This is a genomic window from Brevundimonas bullata, from assembly GCF_014207965.1.
GTDB lineage: Bacteria > Pseudomonadota > Alphaproteobacteria > Caulobacterales > Caulobacteraceae > Brevundimonas > Brevundimonas bullata_A.
Map to the genome: position 1 here is coordinate 365,956 of NZ_JACHLM010000002.1, position 25,344 is coordinate 391,299.

Here is a 25,344-nt window from a genome sequence, read left to right on the forward strand (position 1 = left end):
GCATGAACTCGTCCTGAACGGCTCCGTCAGGTTTCAGCCTTGTCTGTTCATCTTGGCCGCGCCATCTCTGGGCGCTCCGACACGAGTGAAGGCGACCGCGATGACCCAGCCGATCGAGCTCTGGTACTGGCCCACGCCCAACGGCTGGAAAATCTCCATCGCCCTGGAGGAGATGGGGCTTCCCTACGTTGTCAAGCCGGTGAACATCGGCGCGGGCGAGCAGTTCGCGCCGACGTTTCAGGCGCTCAGCCCCAATGGGCGGATGCCGGCCATTGTCGATCCTGATGGCCCCGACGGTCAGCCGCTTTCGATTTTCGAGTCGGGCGCTATCCTGCAATATCTGGGCGCGAAATCGGGGCGCTTCTATCCGTCCGACGTACGGGCGCGCGTCGAGGTCGATCAATGGCTGTTCTGGCAGGTCGGCGGCCTGGGTCCGATGGCGGGTCAGACCCATCATTTCCGCCAGTACGCCCCGGCCATGATCAAGGACCAGCGCCAGATCGCCTATGGCGTGAACCGCTACACCAACGAAACCCACCGGCTTTACGGCGTGCTCAACCGCCGGCTGGAGGATCGGGACTATGTCGCGGGCGACTATTCCATCGCCGACATGGCGATCTGGCCGTGGATCCTGCCGACGCATCAGGGGCAAGATTTGAACGAGTTTCCCTATCTGGCCGCCTGGCTGGAGCGGGTCGGTTTGCGGCCGGCCGTTCAGGCGGGCAGGGCGGTCGGCGCGGAATGGCGCGCCAATCTGGCGGCGTCGGGCAAGGCGGCTGAGGACGCACGCAGGGTTCTTTTCGGCCAGCGGGGCCGTTAACTCTAATTTCAAACCGGGGGTATTTGAATGAGGTTCGAAAGGCAGGGTCAGAATGACCAAGGCCTGGAGGACTGGCTATGACCGCGCACGAAACCGCGCCTGAGGCTATCGAAACCGCGGCCCTGCCGCTGCCGACCCTTGATATGGACGGGGACGCCCTGTTCCGGCTGGGGCTGGCCTATTCGGCTGGTCTGGACGGCTGCCCGATCGATCGGGTCTCGGCTCATATGATCTTCAATCTGGCGGCCATGAAGGGCTCGCTCGAAGCGCGCATCTATCGCCGCGAAATGAGCGCGGAAATGGAGCACGACGAGATCGCTGAGGCCCAGCGCGCTGCGCGCCGCTGGATCGATGCGGGCTCGACCACGCTCGCCGCCTGAAGCTTGTCGCGGCGGACGGCTGGACCGGGCGGCGAGGTCGGGCTATGGACCCGGCCAAGACACGTCGCCGAAGGATTCCTGCCCATGCTCGCTCGCATCTATCGCCCGGCCAAGACCGCGATGCAGTCGGGCAAGGCCAAGACCAAGGACTGGCGGCTGGAATTCGAACCGGCCTCGGCCCGCACCCAGGACCCGCTGACCGGCTGGACCAGCTCGACCGACATGAACGGCCAGGTTCGCCTGAACTTTGAGACCAAGGAAGAGGCGATCGAGTACGCCGAACGCCACGGCATCGCTTTCCGGCTGCATGAACCGCAGGAAGCGCCGATCATCCTCAAGGCCTATGCCGACAACTTCGCCACCAACCGCAAGCAGTCCTGGACCCACTAGGTTCGGGGACCGCTGCGGCTCAGGCCGAGGCGCCCTTAGCTCAACCGGATAGAGCACCCGCCTTCTAAGCGGGATGTTGCAGGTTCGAGTCCTGCAGGGCGCGCCAGCATTTTAGGGGTATCCGGACCCTACGGTTTTACACCCGGTTTTACAGCAGGTGTTCTCGCTGCGTGCTCATCGATCCGACGGATGCGATCGAGCAGAAGCTCATCCTTCTTCACGTAGACGTTGATGAGCTTCTCGACCTGGTCTTCTGACCAAGTGAACATCTCCGAGATTTCGCGGACGGTCAGACCAGCCAGAAACATCCGTGTTGCCGCCGTTCCACGCAGGTCGTGAAAATGCTTGTCGACGCCTGCTCGCTTCTTTGCCGCGATGAACGAGGCGTTGAAGCCCGACTTCCAAGGGTGGCCTTCGGTGTTGACCAGGATGGAGGTGGATTCGACAGCGCGGCCCTTTCGCTTGGGGATCTCGTTCAGCAACGAGCGAAGACCGGCATGGATTGGAACGATCGCCGTCTTGGTCTCGCCGCTCTTGCCGGTCCGGATCTCGATGGAGTGGGCCTTAACGTGCGTCCAGGTCAGGCGCAGGACGTCACTCTTGCGAAGGCCAGTCTCGGCGGCCAGGCGCACGGCCCACATGATCTCGCGGGATGCCACTTTTTCCAGGGCGGCGAAGTCGTCTGGCAGCCAGATGATGTGCGATCTGTTGCTGGAGTAGATGCGCGGAATGCCAGAGCAGGCATTGTGTTGCAGGCGACCTTCAGCAACCCCGAACGACAGGATCCTGGATAGAACCTGCAGGGCCATGTCGGCCTGACGAGGCGTGTGCTTCATCTCGTCCCGCCATTTCCGGATCGGCACCCGAATGAGCGGACGATCAAAAGCGAGAATGCTCAGGTTCCCGAAGCGCTCGTCGATCTTGTTCAGGAAGGGCGTCCAGTTGGCCCGGCTCTTGTCGGCAAGGCTCTTCCAGTCGTCGCTGGCCTTATAGCTGGTGATCAGAAAACGGAGTTTCGACCTATCTCCATCAACCAGTCCTTTTCGTAGGTCGGCCAGTTCCTGAACGAACGCATCTGTGCCCGGCTCGCTCTTGATTCGGGGGCCGCCGCGCCAGGCGTAGGTGTAGGTGCGGCCTTTAGCCTGCACCACATGGACGCCCTTAATGGGGAGCATGGCCACCGTCGATGAGCTCGCGAATCTCCGCGTCCAGCGCGGCGTCTTCAGCCTGAGCAGGTGGGACCGCCAGAGGCAATATCGTGACCTTGCCATCGGGAGTGATATCGACGCGGTGCTGACCGCTGTTGATAGCCTTCTGCACGATGGCGGTCAGGCTTCTGCGGTTGGACGTCGAGCGGTTCATATGACCGGCTCCTTCAGAGCCACGCGGATGCGGATGCGACCGAGGGCGGTCAGGCGGTAGCCGTCGGGCTCAGTGAGGATGGCGTCGGCGCCAAGGGTGTCGCGGATCTCGGTCATCATCGGGCCGATGGCCCTGACGTTGCGCAGGACGGCGAGGTCGGATCGGGGAAGGCGTCGCCGAACTGCAAAGCGCGTCAGGCCCTGTGGCTCCTCTTCCAGGCGGGCGAGGATCCACGACGCGCTCATCGGCAAGCCGAAGGCCCTGGCTATCGCTTCGGCGCGCCGGTCCTCCAGGGCCGCACAGGCGCGGTTCATGATTGCGGTTCGAAGGTCGATGATCACGCCGGCACCTCGGCGAACAGGTCGGGGTGGGGCGGCGCGCTATCGGCGCCATAGACGGTTCGAAGCGACTGTTCGGCCCAGGTGCGGTGCCCGGTCGCGTCGTGGTGCCGGGCGGCGACGCCGGCGGCGTTCCGGCCGAGCCAATGCGCGGCCAAGCCGTGGCAGACGGTGCAGCCGGCCCGAACGGTGCGGATTGTCTCGGCCGTGCGGGTCATACGTCCTTGGCCTCGGCCGGGGCGGTGGCCTTGATTGCTTCCACGACGGGACCGGCGCGTTGCAGGAGCGAGTCCAGATAGGCCCAGGTCTCGGCGTTGCCGCCCGTCTGGCGTTGCTCGATCTCGTCCTGGAGCTCGGGGATCAAGTCGAGCATGACGTGGAAGAGCTCGTGTCCCTGTTCGACCGTCACCGGCTTGTGGCCCTTGATGTCGACGTAGAGGGCGAGCTTGTCCTTGAAGTTGGCGAAGACGGCGCCGGTCGACATGCCGGCTTTGGCGGCGATGCCCCGGATAGTGGCCTTGTCGTAACCGACCGTGTCGAACAGGGCCTCTGCGGCATTCCTGACCTTGGACCTGGTCAGGGCCTTGGCGGCCTCGCGCTTGTTCATGCGGCGCTCTGGCTGCTCGTCCAGGGCAAAGGCAGAGGCGATCGGGGAGGCGGGCCCGGGGGCGAAAGTCGATCCGTCCATCAGGAGGGTTCCTTGGTGATCTGCAGAAGGTCGTGGACGTCCATGCGGAAGAGTTCAGCGACAAATGCGGGTTTGAAGCCCGCCCGGAGGAAGGCACGCGTCCAGGCGGGCAGGCGCTCGTGGCGGTCGGCCAAGATGGGGTTGGTCAGCATCAGGCGGCAGCCATGGTTTCGGGGGCGCTGGCGCTGACAACGATCTTGGCGATGTCGAGCATGGCGCGCTGCTGATCAGGTCGCATCTGGCCGAACAGGCGAGCCAACTGGATGCCGGTGATGGTGCCGCCCTGGGCGGCGAGCGGGTCGCCGATCGGGCTGCCGTCATTGCGCAGCGGCGGCAGCAGGTCCTCGGCCTCAATGCCGAGAACAGGACGCATACGGGCGAGGGTCGAGATGGCGAGGCGGTTGTCGCCCTTCTCGTATTTCTGGACCTGCTGGAACGACAGGCCCACTGCTTCGGCCAGACCCGTTTGGGTCAGGCTGCAGCGCATACGGGCTTTACGCAGGCGCTGGCCGATTTCGACATCCAGCGCGGTGGCGGATCTCTTGTTCATGAAAGGCGACCTTTCAGAAGGATGGAGGCGGCGAGGTAAGCAAGGGCGAACGCCAAGAAGAGGCACGCGAGAACTGGTCGGCTGAGCTTCATCCGCGTAGCCACGCGACCAGGAAGGCGAGGGCGACGATGGCGAAGCCGACTGGCGCGCCGATCGCGGCGTCGACCAGGCCGACAAGGATGCCCAGAATCGAAATGCCCAGGGCCCTGCGAAAGATCAGCGGCAGGGGCGCGCGACGGCGCGGTAGTTCGCGGACCATGACCTTAGGGCCGGGCGAGAAGGCCTCGGTGCCGGCGATGTTGTGGGGGCGGCTCATCAGATCTCTCCCAAGGCGGAGAGGTAGAGGTCGAGGATCGCCTCTTCCTCCTGGCGCTTGGCCTTGTCCTGCTTCCGCAGGCGCAGGACCTTTCGCAGGATCTTGACGTCGTAGCCCTCGCCTTTGGCTTCGGCGAAGACCTCCTTCATGTCGATCATGACGGCCTGCTTGTCCTCTTCGAGGCGCTCCAGGCGCTCGATGATGGAGCGGAGGCGGCCTTGAGCCGAGGCGGTCAGGACGTCCGGGCTGTCGTCGTTCGGAAGGTGATGGTGATCGGTCACGCGCCGGCCTTTCGGCGGGCCGCGTTGATCCAGTTGCGCACGGCGCCCTCAAAGCCTGATGTGCTGCTGCTGGACACGCCCGCAATGCGGATGCGGCAAGCGTCATGCGCCGGGTTGATCTTGGCCTTCAGTTCGCCCTCGAGGACGATCTTCAGGCTGGCCATCGCCGTGCTGCGCTCGGCACGCGCGACGGCGGAATAACGGTCTTTGTCCTGGACGAGATCCTGTGCCGATTTCAGCAGGACCTCGACGCGGTCAGCGAGGGCCGAGAGCTCGGCCGGCGATACCGGAAGGGTTTTCGCGCGGCTCATGCCGCTGCCCTCAAGGGCGTGGCGGCGGCGTTCAGCGACTGCAGGGCCTGGGTCGGGGTTTTGCCGAGCAGGTGCCAGAGGGCGATGTCGCAGTCGGCGGGCTCGCGGCCGAGGGCGGCGGCGGTTTCGACCAGGTCGCCGCGGAAGCTGTGATGCACTTCCTTCAGCGTGGACAGCTGGCCGACGGTCCAGCCGGAAGGGCCGGTCTTGCGGGCGTAGTGGGTGAGGGAAGCGCGGTGGCGGCCTCCCTGAACCTGTAGATTTGCGGATGCGGGCATTCGCTCCCCCTGTTCAACGTCAGGGGGAGTTTCCAAAAAAGAAACATTTGAGTCAAGTGGGAAGTTTCTCACTAGGAAACCGCGTTCAAATCACCCTTGAATGGGCGAACGACGATAGCCACGCTCGACCTTCTCTCCGGGGGTTTCGTTGGTCGATCGTTCAGTCGCTAGTGAGCAGTTTGTCTTCGCGCGTCAGGCGCTCGCAGGTGTCTCTGCGTGGACTAAAGCTGAGGTGTTGCTAGGGACAGCCCGCGTCTGGGAGCAAGATCCTGCCGATATGGCAGTGCCTGACAATCAAGCGCAGGGTGACGCGTCCCTAGTCTATCATCTGACCTACACGGACAGCGAGGGTCGCGAATCGCTCCGTGTAGTAACGCTTCGTCGCATTGATGCCACCAGGGACGGGCTGAAGCTGTTCTGCTGGTGTCATGCAGCTTCGGCTAATCGGCAGTTTAAGGCCGATCGGATTCGCGAGGTCTTCTGTGTTGCGACCGGCGAGGTTTTTGACGCGCCGGGCAACTACTTCGCTGAGCACCCCATGCTAACAGCCCCGCGCGACCCTGAGGCGTACGCCCTTGCCACGTGTCGCCATGAGGTCAATCTCCTTACCATTCTGGCTGCTGCCGATGGCGAGGTTCATGAGGACGAGCAAGAGCGGATCTTGGTCCATGTCTACGACAGGGTTCCACATCTGGTTTTGGACGAAGGAAAACTACGTCGGCGTCTCTCCAAGGTGGTCCCGGACGTCGCAGCGTTCGAAGCAGCCATGTGGCGAATGGGTCGGTTCCGTGATGGAGATAGCGTTGCGCTAATGCGCAGCATGCGCAAACTGATCGACGCTGACGGTCACGTTGCGGCGGCTGAGATCGCCTTTGCCGAAGAGATTAATGCTCGACTGAACCTTTCGGCCTCATCAGCGGGCTGACAGGCCGGCTACGTCCAGCGCCGCGTCCCGCAATCGCCTAAGCATCAAGGCTTCCTCGGGCGGCATGAGTAGTTCGTAGGGCGAAATTTCGAGCCATTTGGAGAGCTCGTTTACGATCTCGCGCCGGTACGGGTGCTGTCCGTGGTAAAATTTGTTCGCCCGCCCCTTAGCCCAGCCGAGTTCCTTCACCAGGTCGGCCTGGCGTTTGCCCAGATGGCGCATCCAATCCTGTAGGTGCCAGTCCGGCTCAGCTGTGTTCACCAGCTGAGCTTGATGACGTGCGCACCAAACGTCGCCGCCTCGCGGAGAAACTTCTTTTGGGGAAACTATTGACTCACGGTTTCCCGTAGAGAAACCTATGCGCTGTGTCTTATCTGGAAACATGGCGCCGTTCCCAAGGCTGGTCCCAAGCGGACCTTGCACACAAGCTTGGCTTGCGTTCGAAGGGGCACGTCAGCCGCCTAGAGTCCGGGACAGGCCTGACCACAGACCTCGCGATCGCCATCGATCGACTGTCGAAGGGCGCGGTCCCTGTCGCCGAACTCCGCCCCGACCTCCACGACGTCCGCGTCATCCATGGCGAGGCGTCGGCGTGAGCTGGATCGGCTACACCGCAGCCGGCGCCGTAGCGGTCCTGATCCTGCGCATGCTGTTCGATGAATTGGGCCGGTTCTTCCTCGGCCAATTGATTGCTGTCGGTAGCGGTCTTTTCTGCACCGCAGTGGTCGCGGCTCAGGTTGCTGAGCGTGACGTCCTCGCCGTGGCGATACTGGGCTTCCTGGCCACCCTCTGGCTCGACATTCAGGTCATCGCCCTGCTCGCCCCAGAGCCGGCGGGAGCTCCATACACCATCACCCAGTGGGTGCTGACGCCCGCCACCGCCCTGCGTGAATGGGGCGGATGGTGATGAGCAGTCTACCGTATGGCCTTGAGCAGGTCGCCTTCTGGCAACGTGACGGGTTGCCGAAACCGGCACTTCTGCCTGTAGGGAAGAACGCCCTTCGTGATCAGCGCCGGACGCAAAGCCCAGCGCAGAACCCGATTCCAGGGGGTGTAGGTCGCGCGTTCGCGCAGCAGAACCCTGAACATTGGGGCGTCGCCAGAGTGGCCGCGCTCGGCGATCGCTCGCATCTTCACCGGTGCCTGCGACCAACTGAGAGGCGCAGGTTCGCGATGTCGGGCGGCAGGTGTCTGGTCGGGTATGAGCGCCATTTCGAAATGGATGCTCGGCCGGATGGAGGTCGCAATCAGCCGTTCGCCCGCTTCGCTGAACAGGTAAACGGTCGCTTCCTTCTGGTCTCCCCAGGTTCCGAGGGTGACGTAGCCAGAGATCTGAAGCGGCTTCGGCATCACGCGGTCCCAGACCAGAAATCCGACCGCGAGCGTCGAGCCCGACGCAGCGAAGATCTCGGCCCAGGTATGGGCCGCTTGCGTGGTCAGCTGGATCAGGGGAGCGCTCAATGCTGAGCTTCCCGTGTGTTCTTAGCCATTCAGTTCTGTCCTTGGTGGGTGTGAGAATCTCCAAGGTAGAGGCGCCCGCTGTCACGGCCAAGCTTGGTCGCGGCGGCGGGTTGCGCCTGTCCGAACCCTTGCGGCGAGCGGCATAGCCATGGCGCCGGGGGGCAACATCACCGACTGCGACGACTGTGCCTGGCAGGTCTGCTTCAAGGCGACCGGATGCCTGCGGGCGGTTGCCGCAGAGCGCGGCGTTGATCCGAACGAACTGCTGGACCGGTCGCTGTTCTTCGCCCTGGACGCAGTCTCCTGGCCCGGAATTCACGCCGTGCTGGCTCGCAATCTGACGCCGGTCGAGCTTGAGCAGCTGGCGTCTGAACTGCCCGCTGGCACTCATATCCTCCATGATCGGGTCGTGACGCATGACTAGCGCCGCGCCCTCCCCACGCCTCGCCCGTGCCGCCTCGCGGGACGAGGCTGGAACGCCCGGCGCCACCGGCCAGACTCTGCGTCGTGCCGGGCGTTCCTCCCCCTTCTCGGCCCCGCCCTGCCCGGGCAGGCCTGACCAGGTCGCCGCTGCGAGTATTGCAGCGGTGTTCCCCGCCAGCGCAGCGTTCAACGTCCCCCCAGCTGCGTCGGCGGGCTTCTCTTTTGACGAAGCAGGGATGCGGTGCTGACGCGTTCCTTTGCTCCCGTACTGGCCCTGTCGGCCGAAGCATCCCCAATCGGTTTCCGATTCGTTCCAAGGCTTAACGAGGCCTTGCCGCGCCGCGCCTGGTGCGCGCGCCTTATCTCCCTGCATCGACACCTGCTGAAGCGCCTCGCCCTGGACCGCGAGCGCGTCCGGGCGACCCAGCGCGAGATGCGCCAGCCCCAAATCGGCAAGGCCCAAGAGCGACCCGCCTGACGCCACGACGTCGGACGCGGCGACGCCGGTCTCCTTGCCCCCATCAAAGCCAAACGAGGCCGTCTTACTCGCGGTCATCGGGACGCCTTTTGCCAACGCCCGGCCCTGAACCGCCGGAGCGACTGCATCTCTGCGCCCGGATACCCGTGATCGTCAGGCGGATTCGCAGGGAGCGAATCCAGCAATGAACCGTACCCAGCACGTGCTGCTGGCGCGGGCGCTTATCGACGCCAATGGCGGCGTTGACGCCTGCTGCAAGCCCGTCACTCGCGTAGAGCGGAGCCAGCTTTACGCCTACCGCGACTTCAACTCGGGCGTTTACATGCCCGCCGACGTCATCGACGTACTGGAGTCCCGGGCGAAGAATCCGGTCTATTCGCAGTTCCTGTTCAGCCAGATGCAGGCCGAGCCGCAGACCGCCTGCGTCGTCCAGGAGGCGGCCGACGTCGACGAGGCGGCCAACGACGTCTGGCGCTTCATCCGTCATGCCGCCGCGGAAGGCAGAGAGCTCACGGAAACCGAGAAGCGGGAGGCGGAGCGCCTGCTGCAGCGCGTCGATCGCGAGAACGCCGAGCTTCGCGCGGTGCTGAATATGGCGGCGTCGACATGACGGCGATCACCGCACAGCCAGGGCGCAAGTTCCGCGCGGCCGAGCCCGAGAGCCGCCGCACCTTCCAGCCGGTCCGCCGCGGCAGCCGCTGGACCAACCACAGAGAACGGTGGGCGACGCTGTCCCGCAAGGAAGCGAACCTGCGGATCTTCGCGCTCGAGCGCTACCAGGTCACCACCCGCAAGGCGGGCCAGCGCTTCGGCGCCGAGGGCACGATCAGCGACGGCGCCGTGAAGCTGTTCCGGATCCTGTGCAACATGGCGGTCAAGCATGGCGGCCGCGTCGAGCCGTCCGTCGCATGGCTGGCGTCTGAGCGCGTGCTGAACGTCCCGATGAAGGTCATCCACAAGTGGAAGGCCCAGCTGCAGGAGCACGGCTTCCTGGACTGGGACCGTCGCTATGTCGAAACCGGCCGGCAGGGCGTGCGTGGCCCGCAGGTGGCGCAGACGTCGAACGCCTACATCACCAAGCTGCCGCAGAAAGCGCTCGACCTGGTCAAGGCGATCCGCAAGGGCATGGGCCTCGATCCGGAGCCCCGGGTGGTCAGCGAGGCCGAGCTGGCCGTCCTGAGCCCCGCTGAGCGGCGAAAGGCAGACCGGCTGGCGGAACAGGTCGCGAAGGACAAGGCCCGCCTGGAGGCCGCCTTCGCGGCCATGAACGCCAAGAGGGAAGCCGCCGAAACGCCCCCCGAAGTTCCGGATTAACGTGGATACCCTCAGGGCTCACAATCCGGAGTCCATATCTATCTAGAAGGCTTCTCGCTGGTCGCGAGACAACATGATCAGGCAGATATGAGGCGTCGCCCTGGTCGGGCGACCACATTGAACCCCGATCGAGGCCGCAAATGTCGGCCGATAACCCGCTCATGATCGAGCGGGCGAGCAGTGCTCGCCCCCGGATCTACCCGGCTACCGCCCGCAGGGACGGCGGCCGTTTGTGTATGGGGCCAGCGTCGCTGGCTTATCGAGGGTGAGAGGGGTTCGGAATTTGCGCGCGCGGGGGGAGGGCGGCGGTGACGCCACCAACCGGACCAGGGCGGCCTTTTCCGCCGATCGGGCAACCTTCGGACCTCTAAAACGCAACCTTCGGACCTCGATACCGGAAAGGCGCGGACCTCGATTGGAAAATGCTGCGTTCTGGAGAAGCGTTGTATGGGGCGCGCGGGCGGGGGCGGCTCGAAATATCGTCGTTGCGCGAACTCAAAATTCCGGGCATGGCGACTGCCAGAGATAGGGGGCTATCATGGAAGCAATCGGCGGTTTCATCATCTTCGCCAGTTTCGCGGCGTTCATCCTGGGCGTCGTCAATGTTATTCGGCCGCAGGCCTGGATGAAGGTGCGCAAGCGGCTGGTCGGACTGTTCATTATACTGGGCTCGATGGGCGGGTGCGTCGCCGGCGCGTCGATGGTGCCGCCGGCGCCGGCGTCGACCCAGGCGGCGGTTGAGGGCGAGACGGGCAAGGCGGCGGCTCCTGCGGCCGTTCAGCCGGCGCAGCAGGCAGGCATGACCCAGGTTGAGTTCGAAGGCTTATGGAGCGGCGTGAAGAACCGCATGGAGCGGTGCGATATGCCGACGAGGCGGGCGGGCGCGGCGTTGGGCACCGGAGACGTTTACGCGGCGTACGGGCCGACGAAGCAGGCGGCCGAAGCCTGCAAGGATGTCTGGCTAACGCTCGACGAAGTCCCTCTGCCGAGGTCGGCCAAAGGCGACGTCCGAAAAGCCCTGGAAAAGGGCGTCGACGACTGCGAAACCGCGATGTTCCTGAAGACCCAGGCGCTGGAGGCGCTGCTGAAGGTGCTCGATGGGGATGCTCGCCCGTCGGCGATGGAGGCCGTCAAGACCGGCATGCAGAGGGGGCAGGCGGGATCGACCGTCTGCATCCTGAGCTTCATGGGCGCCGCGGATAAAGCCGGCCTGGTATTGCCAGAACTTGAGGATGCAATGGCGGCCGCCAAGGCGGGCGGCTGACGCCTGGCCAGGATTGGTCGGAAACTTCTAGGTGTCGTTGGCGGCGGCCGGCTGTCCTGAGGGCATGCGTCGGACCCGCGGTGTAGCGATCGGGAGGCGGATCCGTGGGTTCGGTCGGGCGGATGCGACGATCGTGCGCTCGATGACCAGGGACGCGACGAAGGTGTGCCCGCAGGGTTCGTCGCCGTGGACGTTCATGCACTGGAAGCGGAGCTCTCGGTAAAGCGCCGTGACTTCCCTGGTGGTTCGGACCTTGGCCAGGCTCTCGCAATGCGGGCAGTGGACGCGGATGGCGCCTCCGCCCCTGTGGCTGCGGTTGGCCTGAGCACCGCCAAAACGGGTGTCGCGCGGTTCCGGCGCGGCAGCTTGGATCGTCATGTTTTTCCCCGACAGCCCCCGAGGGACATCAGTATCAGATTTCATGAAACGGCGCTCCTTTTTGTTGTGCGCAAACCGTGTGCTACGTCAGGTTCTGTCGTCATCACCTGAGCCGCCGAGCTCCATCTGCAGGACGGTCGACAGCCCTCCGGAACCGTTGAGGTTGTGGCGCGCCTCGACCACCAGCCAGCCGGTGGCGTCGATCTCGGGCTTCCAGCCGGAGACGCTGACGGACTTCTCCGGGAAAATGTCGGGCCGGCCTCGGGCAAGCGTCAGGGAGAACTTGGCGGCGGCCCGCTTCAGGCGCTTGAACTCTGTGTCGGCCGCGCGTCTGGCGCTGGCCAGGCTGGCGTAGGTCCGGGGCAGCTTCTTGGCGTTGTCCTCGTTGCCGACCACCACCTTCTGACGCGCGCCGCCGGCGCGGTCGTGCCAGTCGGCGATGACGCCCGAATAGGCGTCGCGTTCGGCTTCCTCCCAGCTATGGCGGTCGCCATCGCGGCGGGTGATTCGCGCCAGGCCGAGATCCGCGCCGCCCGGACTTTGGCCCGCGCCACAGCCCATGAAGACCAAGCTCTCGGCCTTCACCGTCGAGACGGCGTCGTGCAGGCGGCCGAGGCGCGCGATCAGGGCGGCGTCACTCTCATTGCTCTGCGCCAGGTGGGCGACGGCGATGGCGGCCTTTTCCGGCGCGCAGCGCAGCTGCAGACCGTTCCGGCCGGCGATCTCGCCCAGGACGTCGCCCAGGGTGGTCTGGCTCCAGGACTGCGCCCGACGTTTGCGAAACCCGCGCGTCAGGTCGGCCGATCGAGCGCGGATGGTCAGGACGTCGGGCGTTCCTGCATGGCCCCGCTGATCGACCTTGAAGCGCCCCTTGTCGAACAGCTGGGGCGGCGCGGCCGAGCCGAGGTCCCGCCAGCCGATCGAAAGGGTGATGATCGCGCCGGTAGGCGGAACGGCCAGCTGGCCGTCGTGGTCGCTGAGCGCGATGGTAAGCTCGTCTGCATCGGCGCCGCGCTTTTCCGTGAGGTCCAGGCTGATCAGACGTGGCGTCACCTGGGCGCCGATGTCGACGCCGTCGACAACCAGGCGATAGACGGCCTGGCGATGAACATACTGGCCGCTCACGTCGTGGCCTCGGCGTCCGGGACCTCGTCATCGACACGCTTCAGCGCCAGGGAGAAGTCCGAGATCCTGGGGACGCCGTTGTCCATGATCGAGCGCTGGGTTTCGTCCAGGCTGAGGATGACGAAGGCGCCATAGACGCGCCCCGCGCCATCGACCAACGGCCATGCCTCGCCGCTCTTTCCCATGGCGCGCAGGTCGTCCAGGCTTCCGACGTCGCCGAACGCCACCGGGGCCAGCATGCCGGTCAGGGTGATGTCGTCATCGCCTTCGCCAACAAACTGCCCCAGCGGGCGAGCGCCGACGCGGTCGCTGAAGGCGTGGCGCCAGGTCGTGCGGCGCTGCAGTTGCTGATAGGTGAGAGACGGCAGGTCGAAGACGAAAAGACCGAGGGTCATCATGGCCATGGGCGATGTCCTAACGCTTCGCTTCTTGAGGACATGATGCTCTGTCCTACCGCTGCGCTACATGAGGACATCAGTCGAACCCTCCGGGCTCGTCCCCGAAGGATCCCAAGTTGGGAGCGTTCAGGATCTCGGCCACCTTGCGGGCGATTTCGTCTGCGCTCTGGCCGGGCTGGGTGTTGATATTGATGGTCACGCTGCCGATCGACGGGCGCGGGGGCGCAGCCGCCGTCGCTGTCGCGGGAGCGACGCCGATGCGGGGGCCGGTATCGATGGCCAGGGCCGGCGCGCCGGCGGAACCGACGACAAGCGCGGCCGTCATTCCGGCGCCGACGCGCGACACGGCGTTCACGGCGTCGCCGGCGGATCGCGTCAGGCCGTGCGTCAGCCCTGCGACGGTGTCGTCGCCCAGGCCGGCGAAGACCCGCGACGGCGAATGGATGCCGAGCCGCGCCTTGAAGGCGGTGATCAGTTTGCCGCCGGCGCCCATGACGGCGCGGATCAGGTTCGGGATGCCGCCCAGCAGGCCGTTGATCAGGCCCGTGATCAGCTGCCCTCCGAACTGTCGAAACTGCGGCGCTAGCGCCTGCAAGGCCGGCCAAACGCGCTGGAAGGCCTGGATCAGGATACCGACGGGGCTGAAGTTCATGAACAGGCTGATCAGCCCGCGCACGGCCTCGCCGCCGATCTCCTTGATCCGCGTCCATATCCCGGCCCACCAGGTGCTGATGGCGCCCCAGTTGCGGTAGATGAGGAAGGCGGCGGTCGCGAGAGCGACGATGCCCACGACAACCCAGGTAATCGGGTTGGCCAGCAGGGCGGCGGTGAAAGCCCAGGTCGAGGCGATGGCGCTGCCCAGGCCGGCCAGCAGGGGAGCGAAGAAGGCGCCCGCGCCGGCAAGAGCAAACTGCAGCAGGGCGAAGGGCCCAAGCACCGCGGCGACGGCCAGCGCCAGGCCGCCGAAGACCAGCAGGCCCGCCGCGACGATGGCGACCAGGGCGCCGACGACCTGGATGACGCGCGGGTGGGCCTGGGCGAACTTGGTCAGGCGCTCTGAGGTTGCGGCGACGCGCAATGCAACCTCACGGATGACCGGCAAGAACTGCGTCCCTGCAGCAATGGCGGTGTTCCTGACGCCCTGGGTCGCTTGATCCATGGCGCCCTTGGCGCCGGACATGCGGTTCGCGAACTCTTTGCTCATCGACCCGGCAGTCTTCTGGGTATCGGCGACGGCCTTCAGGTTGGTCTTCAGCACGTCCAGCTGCGACAGCATCGGCGCGATGGCCGCCACGGATTCGGATCCGAACAGCTGGGTCAGGATCGAGGCCTGGCGATCGGGCGATAGCTTCTTCACGCGCTCGAGCACGTCGACGATGGTGCCGCCAGCGTCGATCTGCATCGCCTTGGCGACGCCTTTGGCCTCTAGCCCCAGGGCGGCATAGGCCTTCTGCTGCCCCTTGGTGGCGGCCTCGCCCTTGGTCAGGGCAAGCATGGTGTTCTTGATGCCAGTGGCGGCGATCTCTTCGGCAACGCCCATGCCGACGATGGTCGAGCCCAGGGCTGCGACCTCGGATGCGGCTGCGCCGGCGACACCGGCCAGCGGCCCGACGCGGGTCACGACGTCCGAGATGGCTTGGGCAGTCGCGTTGCCGTTGTCGCCCAGGTAGTTGACCTGATCGGCGAAGGCGCGGACCTCGGGCTGGGTCATGGCGAAGGCGGTGCGCCAGGTGGCCATCTTGCCGCCGGCGTCTTCCGCCGAGATGCCAAAGGCGACGGCCATCTGGCCCGCATCATCAGCGAAGCCCTTCAGCTCGGCGCGCGGGATCTTGGCCTGACCAGCGGCCGCAATAATCTGTGCGACCCGTTCCGCCGGCAGGCCGAGGTCCTTCGACAGCTGCAGGACGTCGCGGTTCATCTGTTCGAACTGGTGGGGCGTGTCGAAGTCCACGACCTTCTTCACGTCCAGCATGGCGTCCTGGAATGTGACGGCCGCGCTGGCGGCGGCGACCAGCGGCGCGGCGGCCACCATGCCTGCGCCGATGGCGGAGGCGCCTGCGCCAGCGGCACTGCCCGCGAACTGCTGCGTCCGGTCATAGGAGCCGCGCGCGGCCTTCATCCGACTCTGTCGGTCCTCTAGGGCTTTGAGCTTGTTGCGCTGCTGCTCCAAGGCGTCATTGGCATGGCGCGTGTCTCGCGCCAGCTTGGCTTCGGCGCCACTGAGGTTCTTGGTCGACAGGCCCGCCCGATCCAGTCGGCCGCGTATCTCCTGCAGGGTGCGGGAATGACCTTCCTCGGACGCCTTCAGCGAACGGACCCGATCCCTGGCCTGTTCAAACGCGCGGGTCAGAGCCTTGGTCGGCTTCTCGGCCGCGCTGTGCGCCTGGGCCAGTCGCGCGGCCTCTGTCCGAGCCGCCTTCAGGGCTTCACGGGTCTGGCCCAGCTTGTCGGTCAGTTGCCGATAGGCGGCGATGTCCTTTGACGCGCGCTGCAGTTCGGTGACTCGCTCGCGGGCGGCGCGCAGGGCCTTCGACGTAGCGTCGGTGTCGGTGCGGACGCCCTTCAGGAACCGCACGGCGTTGCCGGCGGCGTCCATGATCAGCTGAAGGCGAAGGTTGCGGGCCATGAAGCGGGCTCAACGGTTCTTGTCAGGCGCCGCGTTCATGCGGTTCCAGCGTTCGACAGCGCGGTCGCGCCAGTCGAGGATTTCGGTGAAGGTCATCTCGGCCATCGCCGCCGGGGGCCAGTGGAAGACGGCGGCGATGTCGGCCATGGCGTCGTCTATGCTTCGAGGCCAGCTTCCGCCTTCTGGCGCTTCTGCAGCAAAAAATTGGCGATCTCTCCGGCGATGGCCGTGCAGTCCTCAGCTTCCATCGCCAGGAACTCCTGGGCGGTGATGGCGGGCGTGGAGATCCGACGGACCACCTTGGACGCGGCGACCAGGTCAAGATTCAGCAGATCGACGACCTTGGCCCCGGTCAAGGCGCCGCCAAGCGGCTTGCGCAGGGTGATCGAGTTGAAGGTCTGATCGCCGCGCTTGAGGGGCGTGTCGAGGTCCACGACGGCGGTTACGCGGTCTTTCTTTTCAGTGACTTCTTCGTCGGCATTCATCTTGTATCCCCGGTGAGGCAGATGGGCGTCGTCCGGTTGACGCCGTGGAATGGAAGGGTGGGAGAGGGCGACTGTCGAGGCGCCGGTGTCGGGCAGGTGCATGGCCGATCAGGCCGCTCGAGCAGGGCTGGTCGGATGGTCGACAGGCTAGGCCGCATCGTCAGGCGAAGCCCAGGATGCGGCGTTCTTCAGCCAGGCGATCGACACCGTCGACGATGAAAACCTTGTTCATCACGTCGATCTCGAACTCGACACGGCTGTTGCGGACCTGTTTGAAATAGACGCAGGTCGTCTTGTAGGTGACCTCGGTGTCCCCGCCGACCTCGTCGCCGCCGGCGTCGATGGCATAGGTGCGACCGCGCACGGTGATCTCGACATGGTCATAGGCACCTGAGGCGGCGTTCTGATAGGCGCCGGTGAAGCGCAGCTGGGAGGCGTCGACCTGGTGCTCGGCGAAGGTCCGGTTCAGGCCCGGGATCTCGCCGCCATAGGTGTGCTCCACCTCAAGGGCCTGCAGGCCGGTGAAGATCTTGACCGGGGCGATCATGCCGGAGCCGCGCCAGTCTTCAGCCTCCATTTCCAGCGGGGGGCGGGTGAATGTCTTGGCCTCGCCGATGTAGGCTTCGCCGTTGCCGTGGACGACCATGTCCTTAAGCTTGCGGGGCAGGTTCATCGAAGTTTCCTAAGGAACAGAATGGGTTGAGTGGCGATGCTCAGGCGTAGGCTCAGGGCGGGTCGGCTTAGGCGGCGAGCTGGTTGAAGTCGGCGTAGAACTCGTCAGTGATCAGGGTGTCGATGCCCAGGTCCTCGAGCGGCGCGGCGGGGGTGAAGCGGTAGCCGACGCGGAGTTTGCCAGCGGCCAGCTGGTCCGGCGTATTGGCCTCGGTCAGGAAGGCTTCGGCGCCGATGATGCGTCCGGCCGCCTTCTCGCGCCGGAACAGGGCGTTGATGCTCTCGACGATGTCACGCGCCAGGCCCGGGTTCAGGGGGCGGTCGATATAGGGGAAGACGCCTTCGGCGATGGTGTCGCGCAGCACCTGGTTGGTGCGCACGGCGCTCTCGAAGGCGAAGCGCGGATCACTGGCGCAACCCCGGTTGCCCCAGAAACGGAAGCCGTCGCGGCGGATCAGGCAGGTGACGTCCGCGCCGTTGAGCAGGCCGGCCTCGGTGTTTTCGTCCTGCAGGTCCCAGCCGACCGCCGGCGTCATGCCGACGACGCCGGAGACGGGCACGTTGGAGATGGTCTTGTGGTAGCCGATCTCCTGGTCGATCTTGGCGCGCAGGCCCACGGCTCGGGCCGTGGCGTATGAGGGCTCGACCGCCTTGGTGAAGGGGTTGGCGGCCAGGAAGTCGCCGAACATCAGGAAGAGTTCGCGATAGGCGAAGTTGCCTCGGAAGGCGGTGGCGGCGGCGATGGTGCGCGTGGGGCCCGCGTCGAAGTAGGCGATGGCGTTGAGCTTGCCCGCCAGGAGACCAAGGGCGTCGCCCACGGTCTGAGCTGAGAAGCCGGGGACGGCCAGGATGCGGGGCCGGATGCCCGTCACGCTCTGCGCATCGAGGAGCGCCTGCATGCCGGTGCGGGCGCCCGCCGCGCCGCCACCGATGAGGTTGGCGTTCTGCGACGTGGTGATGTCGGCCTGGTTGCCGCCGGCGCCCGGCGCCACGCGAACAACGATGCCGATCGCGCGGGCCTGGTCGCCGATCGCTTTCAGCGACTTGGCCAGGGTGCCGTCCGCGCCGGCCTTGCTGATGGCGTCGTCCAGGTCCGTCACCAGGACGGGCTTGTCGAGCGGGAACATTTGAGGATCGGCGTTGGGCGCGACCGCGACCAGGCCCCAGACCGCGGTGGCCACGACGGACAACGGCAGGGCGCCCGTGCTGAGTTCGACAATCTTGACGCCGTGGCGGCGTGGCGAAATGGCCATGATCAGGATCCTTGAGGACTAGGTCTGTGACGGACGCCCGCCAGCGGCAGGGTCAGGGTAAGGGCTTGGGGGCGGGGCAGGTCGGTTCGCACCAGGTCCAGCTGCAGGGTGGCCGACGACCCATCGACGAGGAGGCGCACGGCCTTCAGGCGCGAGCGCCGGTGCCATCGCATCAGGGCCAGGGCGGTGGCGCCGTAGAGCTTCAGGCGGGTGGCGTCGTTCAAAGGCTGGTCGACCAGATCAGGCAGGTAGGAACCGTAGTCGCGGCGCATGACGCGCGAGCCGATTGGCGTCGTCAGGACATCGGCGACCGAGCGGCGCACGTATTCGTCGCTGGCGGGCGGAACGGCGCGGCCGGAGGCAGCGGACAGGCCGGTCATCGGGGCGGCCCGCTGAATCCGGTGCCGGCGCTGACGCCGCCGTGAGTATGGGACTTGGCGCTCGTGCCGGCGAAGACGACGTCCTGTTCGCCCTCGACGACGCCGCTGGCCTTGAGGCCGCCTTTGACGGTGACATCCCCCTCGATGTCGACGTCGGCCTTGAGGGAGAGACCTTCGGGGGCCACGAGCTCGGCCGCGCCGGTCAGCTGCAGGTGCAGCTTCTGCGCCTGGGGATCATAGGTGATGATCGCGCCGTCTTTGAAACGGATGCCGACGCTGGCGCCGAGGAAGAGCGGAGCCATCTGCGAGGAGGGCAGGCTGCCGCTGATGAAGGCGCGCTCGATGTCGCCCTCAGGACAGGTGACGGTGACGGGCTGGCCCACGGTCGGGGGTATCCAGATGGTCGTGTCGCCGACGGCCATGGCCCAATCGATCGGCGGGGTGAAGAGGTCCCCCAGGCGCACGATCGCCTTGCCGGCGGCGAGGTCCACGCTATCGACCACGCCCTCGCGTACCAGATCGGCGACGGCGCGATCGGTGGCGGCTGCAGCAGCTGGGCGGGCGGCGGAGTTCATGACGCGGACGATGGCGCAGCGCCTGTCTGCTTTCCCGCGCGGTCTGTTGTCAGGTCCGCCCCGCACAACAAGCGGGGCGTGGGCTCAGGCGCCGGTGGCGAGGATCTCTTCGGGAAGGACAGGCCAGTCGATCACGGACGGGAAGTGATCCTGCTCAGGCACGTCGCGCAGATCCTGGACGTGCCGAAGCACGAGGAGATAGTCCTCATGCGTCAGGGTCGTCGAAAGGTTCAGGGCCGCTTCGCCGCGGTGACGCTCGATCAGCCATTGCAGATCGGCGATCTCCCGGTCACGGCGACGGCGCGCCTGCGAGGCGAGTTCTGACGCCGACGGCGAGGGCGCTACGACGGCGACCGGATAGCCGTTGGCGTCGACATCCAGGATCTTGCCGGCGCCGAGGTCCTCGAAAAGGCGGGCGTGCACCCTCGCCTCGACCGCCACGATGTCGTCGGGAAGGTCGTGGGGCCAGGTGTCGATCGGATAGAAGGCGCGCGTGGACGGGCTGAAAACGATGCTCATGATCTGTTCCTAGACTTCGACCTGACTGTCGCCGCCACCGCCACCGCCACCGCCACCGCCACCGCTGCCGGGCGCCCCGCCGCCGGATTCACCCGAGCCGTAGACGGGGTCTGGCGTTCCTGTGGCGAAACCGATGGCCAGCCAGTCGAAGCCCTGGGCGAAGCCGCTGGACCCGGCGGCGCTGTTCAGCATGAAAACCAACCGGTCGAGGAAGCGTCCGTAGATCTGCATGTAATAGTCCCCGGTATTCGAACTGACCCAGGGATTGGCCAGCATGGCGACGCAGCCACCGCCGAAGGCGATGGGAAGCATCACCTGCTTTTGGCCTTCCGACATGGTTCCGGTCTGGCGGCCCCACTGGATGATGAGAGGCGTGCCCGGGATCTGTGCATAGCCGGTCTTTCCGATGGAGCGCGCGAAGGACCACAGCGATGCGGGGGTGACGGCTTTGGCCGCGGACGCACCGGCCGCTGTCTCCACATTGTTGGCGAGATCCACAGCGGTCAGGATTGGCGTCTCGTTTCCCGTCAGTTTAGCCAGGTCGAGCGAGGCGCCCCGGTATGCGCCGCCGTTCTCCCAGATGCGGAATGCAGAGCCGACGACGTCGAGTACGAGATGCCCCCCCATATCCGAGATATCGGGACGTTCGAGAAGGAGCTGGCCGCCTTCAACCGTGTTCGGTTGGTCCTTCTTGATCAGGGTGTCGGTCGGCAGGCGCACGGCGCCGCTGAAATCAGGGCTATACAGGCTGGCCTTGTCCGCCAGGGCGGCGACCAGACCGGTGATCTTGGACATGACCAGGTCCGGCAGGCGCGCAACGGGGACCGTGCCTGTGGTGATGTCTTCGCCAGCATGGTTGTGGGCGCTGTTGGCCTTGCCGGCCAGGGCCGCGACCAGGCCGGTGATCTTGGCCATGGCCAGATCCGGCAGGCGCGCGACGGGGACCGTGCCCGTGGTGATGTCTTCGCCGGCATGGCTGTGGGCGCTGTTGGCCTTGCCGGCGAGAGCGGCGACCAGGCCGGTGATCTTGGCCATGGCCAGATCCGGCAGGCGTGCGACGGGGACCGTGCCTGTGGTGATGTCTTCACCGGCATGGCTGTGGGCGCTGTTGGCCTTGCCGGCCAAGGCCCCGACCAGGCCGGTGATCTTGGCCATGGCCAGATCCGGCAGTCGCGCGACGGGGACCGTGCCCGTGGTGATGTCTTCACCGGCGTGGCTGTGGGTGCTGTTGGCCTTGCCAGCCAGGGCGGCGACCAGACCGGTGATCTTGGCCATGGCCAGATCCGGCAGGCGCGCGGCGTCGAGGACGCCCGTCGCAAGCTCGGCGGCGTCGTGGCTGTGGGCGCTGTTGGCCTTGCCGGACAGGGCCGTAGCCAGGCCCGTGATATCGTCGATCGCGTGACTATGGAGGGCCTTGGCGAACCCCTGGGCCCAGACAGCGAGCCGGCGCGCCAGGCCGAGAGGCGTGACGGCGCGCGTGCCGTCCGTGCCGGTGGAGATCTCTGCGTCCGTGGCGAGTTCGACAATGCCAGGCACGGTATCGGTGGCCGGCGGGTTCATGAAGTTGGCCGGCCCAAAGCTGAGCTCGGCCTGCATAGGGCTGGCGACCATCAGGTCAGCCGAGAGCAGCAGCATTGATGCCGCCACCTTTTCCGCGATGGGCGCCGGCTGGCTGTAGACGGCCAGCAAGACGCCGTTCGACAGGTAGAGGCCGAAGGCGCGCAGGGTGTAGGCGTCGTCGGTTTCGTCGCGCAGGGTGACGTGGATCGTGTCCGGGCTAACAGCCGCGCCGCCGAAGGTGGTCAGGCGTTTGCGCTCGTTCGGCAGGCCCGTCAGAGCCTCCTGCGCGGCCGATCCGCCGGGGAGGGCCACAGCGCTGACGCCGATGTGGGACACGGTCAGGGCGTTGACCCCGGTGTTGGACGGGTTGACCAGGGCGCGGCGGCCGGCGGTCGTCAGGGTGAAGGGCAGACCGCTCATCTTGCGGGATCTCCGAACAGGACGGGCGCGGCGAGACGGGCGGCGGCTTCGTCTGCGAAGCGAAGCGGGATAGTCTCGACGGGCGCGTGATGATCGTCCCCGGCCCAGACGCGTAGCAGCGGCGCTGGAGCGACCTGGTAGGCTTCCAGTTCAGGGTGCTCGTCCATGAAGTCCGAGGTGACGTTGACGTGCCAGCCGTGCAGAAGGACAGGCTGGCCATCAGGGTTGGTCGGTTCCGGTTCGTAGAGTTTGCCGATGAGGTCGATCATTGGGTCAGGCTCACCAACTGGGCGTCGGAGACCGCAAAAGGGAAGATCTGGAGAGACTGGATGGTCGCGTTGAGCGGCGAAGCGCCGCGCCCTTGCCCTATGGATAGCGTGGTCAGGTTTGGAGGCGGCACAGTCGGCGCCTTCGCGAGGTAGATCACTCCGTTCAAAGCCAAGGTATAGGTGTTGCCCTTGCGCCGCACGGCCCCCTTGACCTGCGCTGCTCCGGCGACAACCGGCCCGGGTATCGTCATCACCGCCTCGCCGCCAACCATGAGGCCGACCTCGACAGCTTGCGAGGGCCCGGTGCGCTGCATGTAAAGTCGGTTGTTGTTGTCTCCCGCGTCAAACTGGAAGTACCGCTGCGGTTGCACGCCATCCGCCGAGGCGGGGTGGCGCACTGAAATCAGCAGGGTAAAGTCCTCCCCCGCCGCGATAGTCTTCGCCAGCGACAGGATATCCGCTCCCCGCGTCGCCGCTGCGCCCGTCGTGATGATAGGGGACGAGGCGATGGAGGCTTGTTCGAGTTGGAGCCCGGAGAACTTTAGGGGGCGTTTGTTGGCGGTCTGGTGGCGGCGAGGGCCAAACTGCGTCGTCGGCACCGATGCTTGAGTTGTTCCGGTGACTTGAACCTCCCAAACATTCCCTGAGCGCCGGATGTATTTGGCCGACGGCGCGGTCAAGTCGGCCCCGTTCTGCGACCGTAACTGGAAATCAACCCCTGCGTCGTTGACGCCAAACACGGGCTGCGACCCGTCCGGCGTCTCAACCAGCAGCGAGCATATCACGACCGTAGAGGTCGGGATGGATTGACACGCCGCCCAAGCGGCGGCGGTGCTGTCCGAGTTGTCTAGAGCGATCCACTTACGTCCAGAAAGCGGCGCATTGGCGGGGGCCGGGGCGTCAGAGCAGTTAAGAGCAGTGCCGCCGACAGCCACTTGCGCCGCAGTGGGATCCCACCGGGCAAACAAGTTCGTCCGCTGCCCCTCGACCAGCACGCCCAGGTCCGTAATGCGCGGGACGTTGGCCGCGAACTCAGCCAGGGTGCCGTCCGCGCGCCAGGCGGTCGCGGTTCCGGCGCGCGTGTAGGTGACGCCGGGGAGGTCCAGCAGGGCGGTCATGCGGGGTTCCGTGGGGTTGTCATGTCAGATCTCGGTCAGGCCGACGCGGTATTCGCCGTCGGCAAAGAGGAGCTCGACGCCAACGACGGCGAAAGCTTCGGCATCGGAGCGACTGGTGAGGCCGTAGAGGGTCCGTCCCCGCAGGATCAGCTTCTCGAGCAAGGCGATCCCGTCGCCGATCAGGCAGGAGCGATAGCGCGACCGGTCGAAAATCAGTTCGACTCCGCGCAAGGCGAAGTCGGTCGTCGCGAAGGGCCCAGACAAGCCGTAGAGCTGGCGGCCGCGATCCACGATCAGCTCGGTGCGCAGCGAGACATCGCCGGACAGGCCGATACGATAATGGCCGGGCACGAACATGAGCTCGACCCCGCCCCAGGCGAAGGCCGTGGCTAGGGCCGGGTCCGAGATGTCATAGGCGCCGGCGGCGCGGATCATCAGCGGCGCCAGGACGTCGTCGGTGTCCTCGGTCAGGACAATGCGCTGATAGGCCGACACGCGCGCCGCCCCGGCCAGGGTGACGCTTCCCGACGTGCTGAGCCCTTGGGTCAGGGTGAAGCGGGACCGCACAGGCTTGGTGCGCTCGACTTCGTCGATGACCTCCTGGACGAACTGCCCCGTCGCCGGCGCGCCGTCCGCACCGTTCAGCGTCAGCACCAGGTCGAAGGTGTAGGGATCACGCGGCGGTTGGTGGTCAAACCATTCGCGCAGGGCGATCTGACCGCCGAAGGCCGCGATGACGTCGCGGACCGACTTGGCCGAGCCCTTCCGACGGTGGACCTCGATCGAGGCCGCAATCAGGTTGCGTTTCACGCTCGGCGACCAGGCCGGGTTCCAGGCGTCAACCGAACGGGTGAAGGCCAGCCAGGGCAGGAAGACGTCGGGGCAGGCCTCGACGCTGATCAGGTCGCGCAAGGGGACGGGGATGGCGTCGATGCGCTGGGTCAGGACCTCGATCGCGCGCTCGAGACGTGTGGCGTTGGGCGGCAGGAGGGAGGCGGGATCCGCGCCATGCAGGTCCGTCATTCGGCGGCGCCCCCATGGCTGATCAAAATCCCCGTGCAAAGGGCGGTCTCGGTGGGCGAGCACACGATGGTCTGCGCCGGCGCAATCAGATCCACGTCCTGGACGCCGTCGGTGCAAAGGGCGGCGATCAGCGCCGCGCGGGTGACGTCGCGGCCGAGCCGGCGGCTGCGTGCCAGATAGGCATCCAGCCGTCGGCGGGCTTCGGTCAGCACGAGAGCGGAATCGGGCCCGGTAAAGGTACGGATCACCGCATCGACGGTGAAGGTCGTAACCTCGGCCGCCTGAACCATGACCTGATCGGTCAGTGGGCGGACGTCGTCGGCCGCCACATAGGCGCGCACCTCTTCCAGCAAGGCCTGGCTGGGCGTGCCGTCGCCTGATCGGGCGAGGATGGTGACGAGGACCTGGCCGGGCGCGGGGCTGACGCAGCTGGCGTCCAGGACGTCGCCCGAGGCGGCGCGGGCGAAGCTGACGTAGGCGCCAGCTGGGCCGGCCACCGAATAGCCTTCGGGGCCCAGGAGGGCGCGCTCACGCAAGGCTTCGTCGCTTTCCATCACAGCGGGCGCGCCGGTCAGGGGGTTGGCGGGCGTGATCACCAGGCGCGTGGCGAAAGGTTGAGCTGCGACATCGAGATCTGCGCCGATGGCGTAGGGCAAGGTCATCGCCTTGGCGGCGTCGTTGACGCGCTGGCGTAGGTTGAGCTCGCGATAGGCGAACAGCTGGATCAGCTTGACCAGGACCTCGCTCTCGTCCTGCAGCACAGGCTCGACCTCGGGGGCGAGTTCGATCAGGCGCGCCTTGGCGGAGGCGACGATCTGGTCAAAGCTCAGCACCTCGATCACGGCTGGGAAGGGCAGCCGCGAAAGGTCGACGGCGGTCGTGCCGCCGGCAGGTCCGGAATACTGCGTCATGGCCGGATAGGGCCGAGGCCGGGCCACGAGTGCGACCGGCCGCTGTTGTCAGG

General features: G+C 66.1%; 39 protein-coding genes and 1 tRNA gene. 11 read left to right on the forward strand and 29 right to left on the reverse strand.

Going from position 1 to position 25,344, the window contains the following annotated elements; genetic code table 11:
• Window positions 1–100: 100 nt before the first annotated feature.
• The 4 genes from HNP51_RS06260 (at window position 101) to HNP51_RS06275 (ending at window position 1,696) form a co-directional block, all read left to right on the forward strand.
• Window positions 101–820, forward strand: coding sequence for a glutathione S-transferase N-terminal domain-containing protein (locus tag HNP51_RS06260; RefSeq protein ID WP_184268229.1), 720 nt, complete (start codon window positions 101–103; stop codon window positions 818–820).
• A gap of 77 nt (window positions 821–897) precedes the next feature.
• Complete coding sequence (locus HNP51_RS06265; protein WP_184268231.1) at window positions 898–1,200, forward strand: sel1 repeat family protein; 303 nt, start codon at window positions 898–900, stop codon at window positions 1,198–1,200.
• A gap of 84 nt (window positions 1,201–1,284) precedes the next feature.
• Entirely contained in the window at window positions 1,285–1,590 is a 306-nt protein-coding gene (locus HNP51_RS06270; protein ID WP_184268234.1) for an ETC complex I subunit, read from the forward strand.
• Window positions 1,591–1,619: 29 nt separating this feature from the next.
• A tRNA-Arg gene (locus HNP51_RS06275) sits at window positions 1,620–1,696 on the forward strand.
• A gap of 22 nt (window positions 1,697–1,718) precedes the next feature.
• On the opposite strand, the gene HNP51_RS06280 is transcribed toward HNP51_RS06275, so the two are convergent.
• The 11 genes from HNP51_RS06280 to HNP51_RS06330 all read right to left on the reverse strand — a co-directional run bounded on the left by HNP51_RS06280 (window position 1,719) and on the right by HNP51_RS06330 (window position 5,714).
• Window positions 1,719–2,765 (reverse strand): tyrosine-type recombinase/integrase, encoded by a 1,047-nt coding sequence (locus HNP51_RS06280; protein WP_184268236.1) that lies wholly within the window; start codon window positions 2,763–2,765, stop codon window positions 1,719–1,721.
• Window positions 2,752–2,952: a hypothetical protein gene (locus tag HNP51_RS06285; RefSeq protein ID WP_184268238.1), complete on the reverse strand. Its 201-nt coding sequence runs from the start codon at window positions 2,950–2,952 to the stop codon at window positions 2,752–2,754. Before HNP51_RS06285 ends, HNP51_RS06280 begins: the two co-directional genes overlap by 14 nt.
• Window positions 2,949–3,266 (reverse strand): hypothetical protein, encoded by a 318-nt coding sequence (locus tag HNP51_RS06290; protein ID WP_184268240.1) that lies wholly within the window; start codon window positions 3,264–3,266, stop codon window positions 2,949–2,951. The genes HNP51_RS06285 and HNP51_RS06290 overlap by 4 nt, the downstream gene beginning before the upstream one ends.
• A gap of 23 nt (window positions 3,267–3,289) precedes the next feature.
• Window positions 3,290–3,508, reverse strand: a complete 219-nt coding sequence (locus tag HNP51_RS06295; RefSeq protein WP_184268242.1) for a hypothetical protein — start codon at window positions 3,506–3,508, stop codon at window positions 3,290–3,292.
• Window positions 3,505–3,978: a TetR/AcrR family transcriptional regulator gene (locus tag HNP51_RS06300; RefSeq protein ID WP_260398358.1), complete on the reverse strand. Its 474-nt coding sequence runs from the start codon at window positions 3,976–3,978 to the stop codon at window positions 3,505–3,507. The genes HNP51_RS06295 and HNP51_RS06300 overlap by 4 nt, the downstream gene beginning before the upstream one ends.
• Complete coding sequence (locus HNP51_RS06305) at window positions 3,978–4,130, reverse strand: hypothetical protein (RefSeq protein ID WP_184268244.1); 153 nt, start codon at window positions 4,128–4,130, stop codon at window positions 3,978–3,980. The genes HNP51_RS06300 and HNP51_RS06305 overlap by 1 nt, the downstream gene beginning before the upstream one ends.
• Entirely contained in the window at window positions 4,130–4,528 is a 399-nt protein-coding gene (locus HNP51_RS06310) for a helix-turn-helix domain-containing protein (RefSeq protein ID WP_184268246.1), read from the reverse strand. The genes HNP51_RS06305 and HNP51_RS06310 overlap by 1 nt, the downstream gene beginning before the upstream one ends.
• Window positions 4,529–4,616: 88 nt before the next feature.
• Entirely contained in the window at window positions 4,617–4,844 is a 228-nt protein-coding gene (locus HNP51_RS06315) for a hypothetical protein (protein WP_184268248.1), read from the reverse strand.
• The gene (locus tag HNP51_RS06320; protein ID WP_184268250.1) at window positions 4,844–5,125 is read right to left on the reverse strand and encodes a DUF2312 domain-containing protein; all 282 of its coding nucleotides are present in this window, start codon (window positions 5,123–5,125) and stop codon (window positions 4,844–4,846) included. Before HNP51_RS06320 ends, HNP51_RS06315 begins: the two co-directional genes overlap by 1 nt.
• Window positions 5,122–5,436 carry a hypothetical protein gene (locus HNP51_RS06325; protein ID WP_184268252.1) on the reverse strand — a complete coding sequence of 105 codons (315 nt, stop codon included), beginning with the start codon at window positions 5,434–5,436 and terminating at the stop codon, window positions 5,122–5,124. Before HNP51_RS06325 ends, HNP51_RS06320 begins: the two co-directional genes overlap by 4 nt.
• Window positions 5,433–5,714, reverse strand: coding sequence for a hypothetical protein (locus HNP51_RS06330; RefSeq protein ID WP_184268254.1), 282 nt, complete (start codon window positions 5,712–5,714; stop codon window positions 5,433–5,435). Before HNP51_RS06330 ends, HNP51_RS06325 begins: the two co-directional genes overlap by 4 nt.
• A 277-nt stretch (window positions 5,715–5,991) precedes the next feature.
• Here HNP51_RS06330 and HNP51_RS06335 point away from each other — a divergent pair, with 277 nt between their 5' ends.
• Window positions 5,992–6,639, forward strand: coding sequence for a TerB family tellurite resistance protein (locus HNP51_RS06335; RefSeq protein WP_184268256.1), 648 nt, complete (start codon window positions 5,992–5,994; stop codon window positions 6,637–6,639).
• Here HNP51_RS06335 and HNP51_RS06340 read toward each other — a convergent pair.
• Window positions 6,628–6,861 (reverse strand): hypothetical protein, encoded by a 234-nt coding sequence (locus HNP51_RS06340; RefSeq protein ID WP_184268258.1) that lies wholly within the window; start codon window positions 6,859–6,861, stop codon window positions 6,628–6,630. The genes HNP51_RS06335 and HNP51_RS06340 overlap by 12 nt on opposite strands.
• 143 nt (window positions 6,862–7,004) lie before the next feature.
• Here HNP51_RS06340 and HNP51_RS18955 point away from each other — a divergent pair, with 143 nt between their 5' ends.
• A complete protein-coding gene (locus HNP51_RS18955; protein WP_221415755.1) occupies window positions 7,005–7,235 on the forward strand; it encodes a helix-turn-helix transcriptional regulator in 231 nt (76 codons plus the stop codon).
• On the forward strand, window positions 7,232–7,546 hold the full coding sequence (locus HNP51_RS06350) for a hypothetical protein (protein ID WP_184268262.1): 315 nt from the start codon (window positions 7,232–7,234) through the stop codon (window positions 7,544–7,546). The genes HNP51_RS18955 and HNP51_RS06350 overlap by 4 nt, the downstream gene beginning before the upstream one ends.
• Before the next feature lie 8 nt (window positions 7,547–7,554).
• On the opposite strand, the gene HNP51_RS06355 is transcribed toward HNP51_RS06350, so the two are convergent.
• A complete protein-coding gene (locus tag HNP51_RS06355) occupies window positions 7,555–8,100 on the reverse strand; it encodes a hypothetical protein (protein WP_184268264.1) in 546 nt (181 codons plus the stop codon).
• A gap of 148 nt (window positions 8,101–8,248) precedes the next feature.
• Between HNP51_RS06355 and HNP51_RS06360 the strand changes: the two genes are divergently transcribed.
• From HNP51_RS06360 to HNP51_RS18820, 4 genes are all read left to right on the forward strand, one after another.
• On the forward strand, window positions 8,249–8,524 hold the full coding sequence (locus HNP51_RS06360; RefSeq protein WP_184268266.1) for a hypothetical protein: 276 nt from the start codon (window positions 8,249–8,251) through the stop codon (window positions 8,522–8,524).
• A gap of 661 nt (window positions 8,525–9,185) precedes the next feature.
• Window positions 9,186–9,611, forward strand: coding sequence for a hypothetical protein (locus HNP51_RS06365; RefSeq protein ID WP_184268268.1), 426 nt, complete (start codon window positions 9,186–9,188; stop codon window positions 9,609–9,611).
• A complete protein-coding gene (locus HNP51_RS06370; protein WP_184268270.1) occupies window positions 9,608–10,315 on the forward strand; it encodes a hypothetical protein in 708 nt (235 codons plus the stop codon). Before HNP51_RS06365 ends, HNP51_RS06370 begins: the two co-directional genes overlap by 4 nt.
• Window positions 10,316–10,853: 538 nt before the next feature.
• Complete coding sequence (locus HNP51_RS18820) at window positions 10,854–11,579, forward strand: hypothetical protein (protein ID WP_184268272.1); 726 nt, start codon at window positions 10,854–10,856, stop codon at window positions 11,577–11,579.
• A 27-nt stretch (window positions 11,580–11,606) separates the two neighbouring features.
• On the opposite strand, the gene HNP51_RS06380 is transcribed toward HNP51_RS18820, so the two are convergent.
• The 16 genes from HNP51_RS06380 to HNP51_RS06455 all read right to left on the reverse strand — a co-directional run bounded on the left by HNP51_RS06380 (window position 11,607) and on the right by HNP51_RS06455 (window position 25,318).
• Window positions 11,607–11,957 (reverse strand): ogr/Delta-like zinc finger family protein, encoded by a 351-nt coding sequence (locus tag HNP51_RS06380; RefSeq protein ID WP_221415756.1) that lies wholly within the window; start codon window positions 11,955–11,957, stop codon window positions 11,607–11,609.
• A gap of 87 nt (window positions 11,958–12,044) precedes the next feature.
• The gene (locus tag HNP51_RS06385; RefSeq protein WP_311769908.1) at window positions 12,045–13,082 is read right to left on the reverse strand and encodes a contractile injection system protein, VgrG/Pvc8 family; all 1,038 of its coding nucleotides are present in this window, start codon (window positions 13,080–13,082) and stop codon (window positions 12,045–12,047) included.
• Window positions 13,079–13,486: a phage tail protein gene (locus HNP51_RS06390; RefSeq protein WP_260398359.1), complete on the reverse strand. Its 408-nt coding sequence runs from the start codon at window positions 13,484–13,486 to the stop codon at window positions 13,079–13,081. Before HNP51_RS06390 ends, HNP51_RS06385 begins: the two co-directional genes overlap by 4 nt.
• A gap of 70 nt (window positions 13,487–13,556) precedes the next feature.
• On the reverse strand, window positions 13,557–16,106 hold the full coding sequence (locus tag HNP51_RS06395) for a phage tail tape measure protein (RefSeq protein ID WP_184268273.1): 2,550 nt from the start codon (window positions 16,104–16,106) through the stop codon (window positions 13,557–13,559).
• Window positions 16,107–16,115: 9 nt separating this feature from the next.
• Window positions 16,116–16,253 (reverse strand): GpE family phage tail protein, encoded by a 138-nt coding sequence (locus HNP51_RS06400; RefSeq protein ID WP_184268275.1) that lies wholly within the window; start codon window positions 16,251–16,253, stop codon window positions 16,116–16,118.
• An 8-nt stretch (window positions 16,254–16,261) separates the two neighbouring features.
• Complete coding sequence (locus HNP51_RS06405) at window positions 16,262–16,693, reverse strand: phage tail assembly protein (protein WP_221415757.1); 432 nt, start codon at window positions 16,691–16,693, stop codon at window positions 16,262–16,264.
• Window positions 16,694–16,751: 58 nt separating this feature from the next.
• Window positions 16,752–17,264, reverse strand: a complete 513-nt coding sequence (locus HNP51_RS06410; protein WP_184268277.1) for a phage major tail tube protein — start codon at window positions 17,262–17,264, stop codon at window positions 16,752–16,754.
• Between the two features lie 67 nt (window positions 17,265–17,331).
• Window positions 17,332–18,516, reverse strand: a complete 1,185-nt coding sequence (locus tag HNP51_RS06415; protein ID WP_184268279.1) for a phage tail sheath subtilisin-like domain-containing protein — start codon at window positions 18,514–18,516, stop codon at window positions 17,332–17,334.
• A 2-nt stretch (window positions 18,517–18,518) separates the two neighbouring features.
• Entirely contained in the window at window positions 18,519–18,896 is a 378-nt protein-coding gene (locus tag HNP51_RS06420; RefSeq protein WP_184268281.1) for a GPW/gp25 family protein, read from the reverse strand.
• Window positions 18,893–19,471 (reverse strand): phage baseplate assembly protein V, encoded by a 579-nt coding sequence (locus HNP51_RS06425; RefSeq protein WP_184268283.1) that lies wholly within the window; start codon window positions 19,469–19,471, stop codon window positions 18,893–18,895. The genes HNP51_RS06420 and HNP51_RS06425 overlap by 4 nt, the downstream gene beginning before the upstream one ends.
• An 84-nt stretch (window positions 19,472–19,555) precedes the next feature.
• Entirely contained in the window at window positions 19,556–19,990 is a 435-nt protein-coding gene (locus tag HNP51_RS06430) for a phage tail assembly chaperone (protein ID WP_184268285.1), read from the reverse strand.
• Window positions 19,991–19,999: 9 nt separating this feature from the next.
• Window positions 20,000–21,970: a gp53-like domain-containing protein gene (locus HNP51_RS06435; protein ID WP_184268287.1), complete on the reverse strand. Its 1,971-nt coding sequence runs from the start codon at window positions 21,968–21,970 to the stop codon at window positions 20,000–20,002.
• The gene (locus HNP51_RS06440) at window positions 21,967–22,239 is read right to left on the reverse strand and encodes a hypothetical protein (protein ID WP_184268289.1); all 273 of its coding nucleotides are present in this window, start codon (window positions 22,237–22,239) and stop codon (window positions 21,967–21,969) included. Before HNP51_RS06440 ends, HNP51_RS06435 begins: the two co-directional genes overlap by 4 nt.
• Window positions 22,236–23,357 (reverse strand): hypothetical protein, encoded by a 1,122-nt coding sequence (locus HNP51_RS06445; protein ID WP_184268291.1) that lies wholly within the window; start codon window positions 23,355–23,357, stop codon window positions 22,236–22,238. The genes HNP51_RS06440 and HNP51_RS06445 overlap by 4 nt, the downstream gene beginning before the upstream one ends.
• Window positions 23,358–23,381: 24 nt before the next feature.
• Window positions 23,382–24,380 (reverse strand): phage tail protein I, encoded by a 999-nt coding sequence (locus HNP51_RS06450; RefSeq protein ID WP_184268293.1) that lies wholly within the window; start codon window positions 24,378–24,380, stop codon window positions 23,382–23,384.
• Window positions 24,377–25,318 (reverse strand): baseplate J/gp47 family protein, encoded by a 942-nt coding sequence (locus tag HNP51_RS06455; RefSeq protein ID WP_311769909.1) that lies wholly within the window; start codon window positions 25,316–25,318, stop codon window positions 24,377–24,379. Before HNP51_RS06455 ends, HNP51_RS06450 begins: the two co-directional genes overlap by 4 nt.
• Window positions 25,319–25,344: the final 26 nt, after the last annotated feature.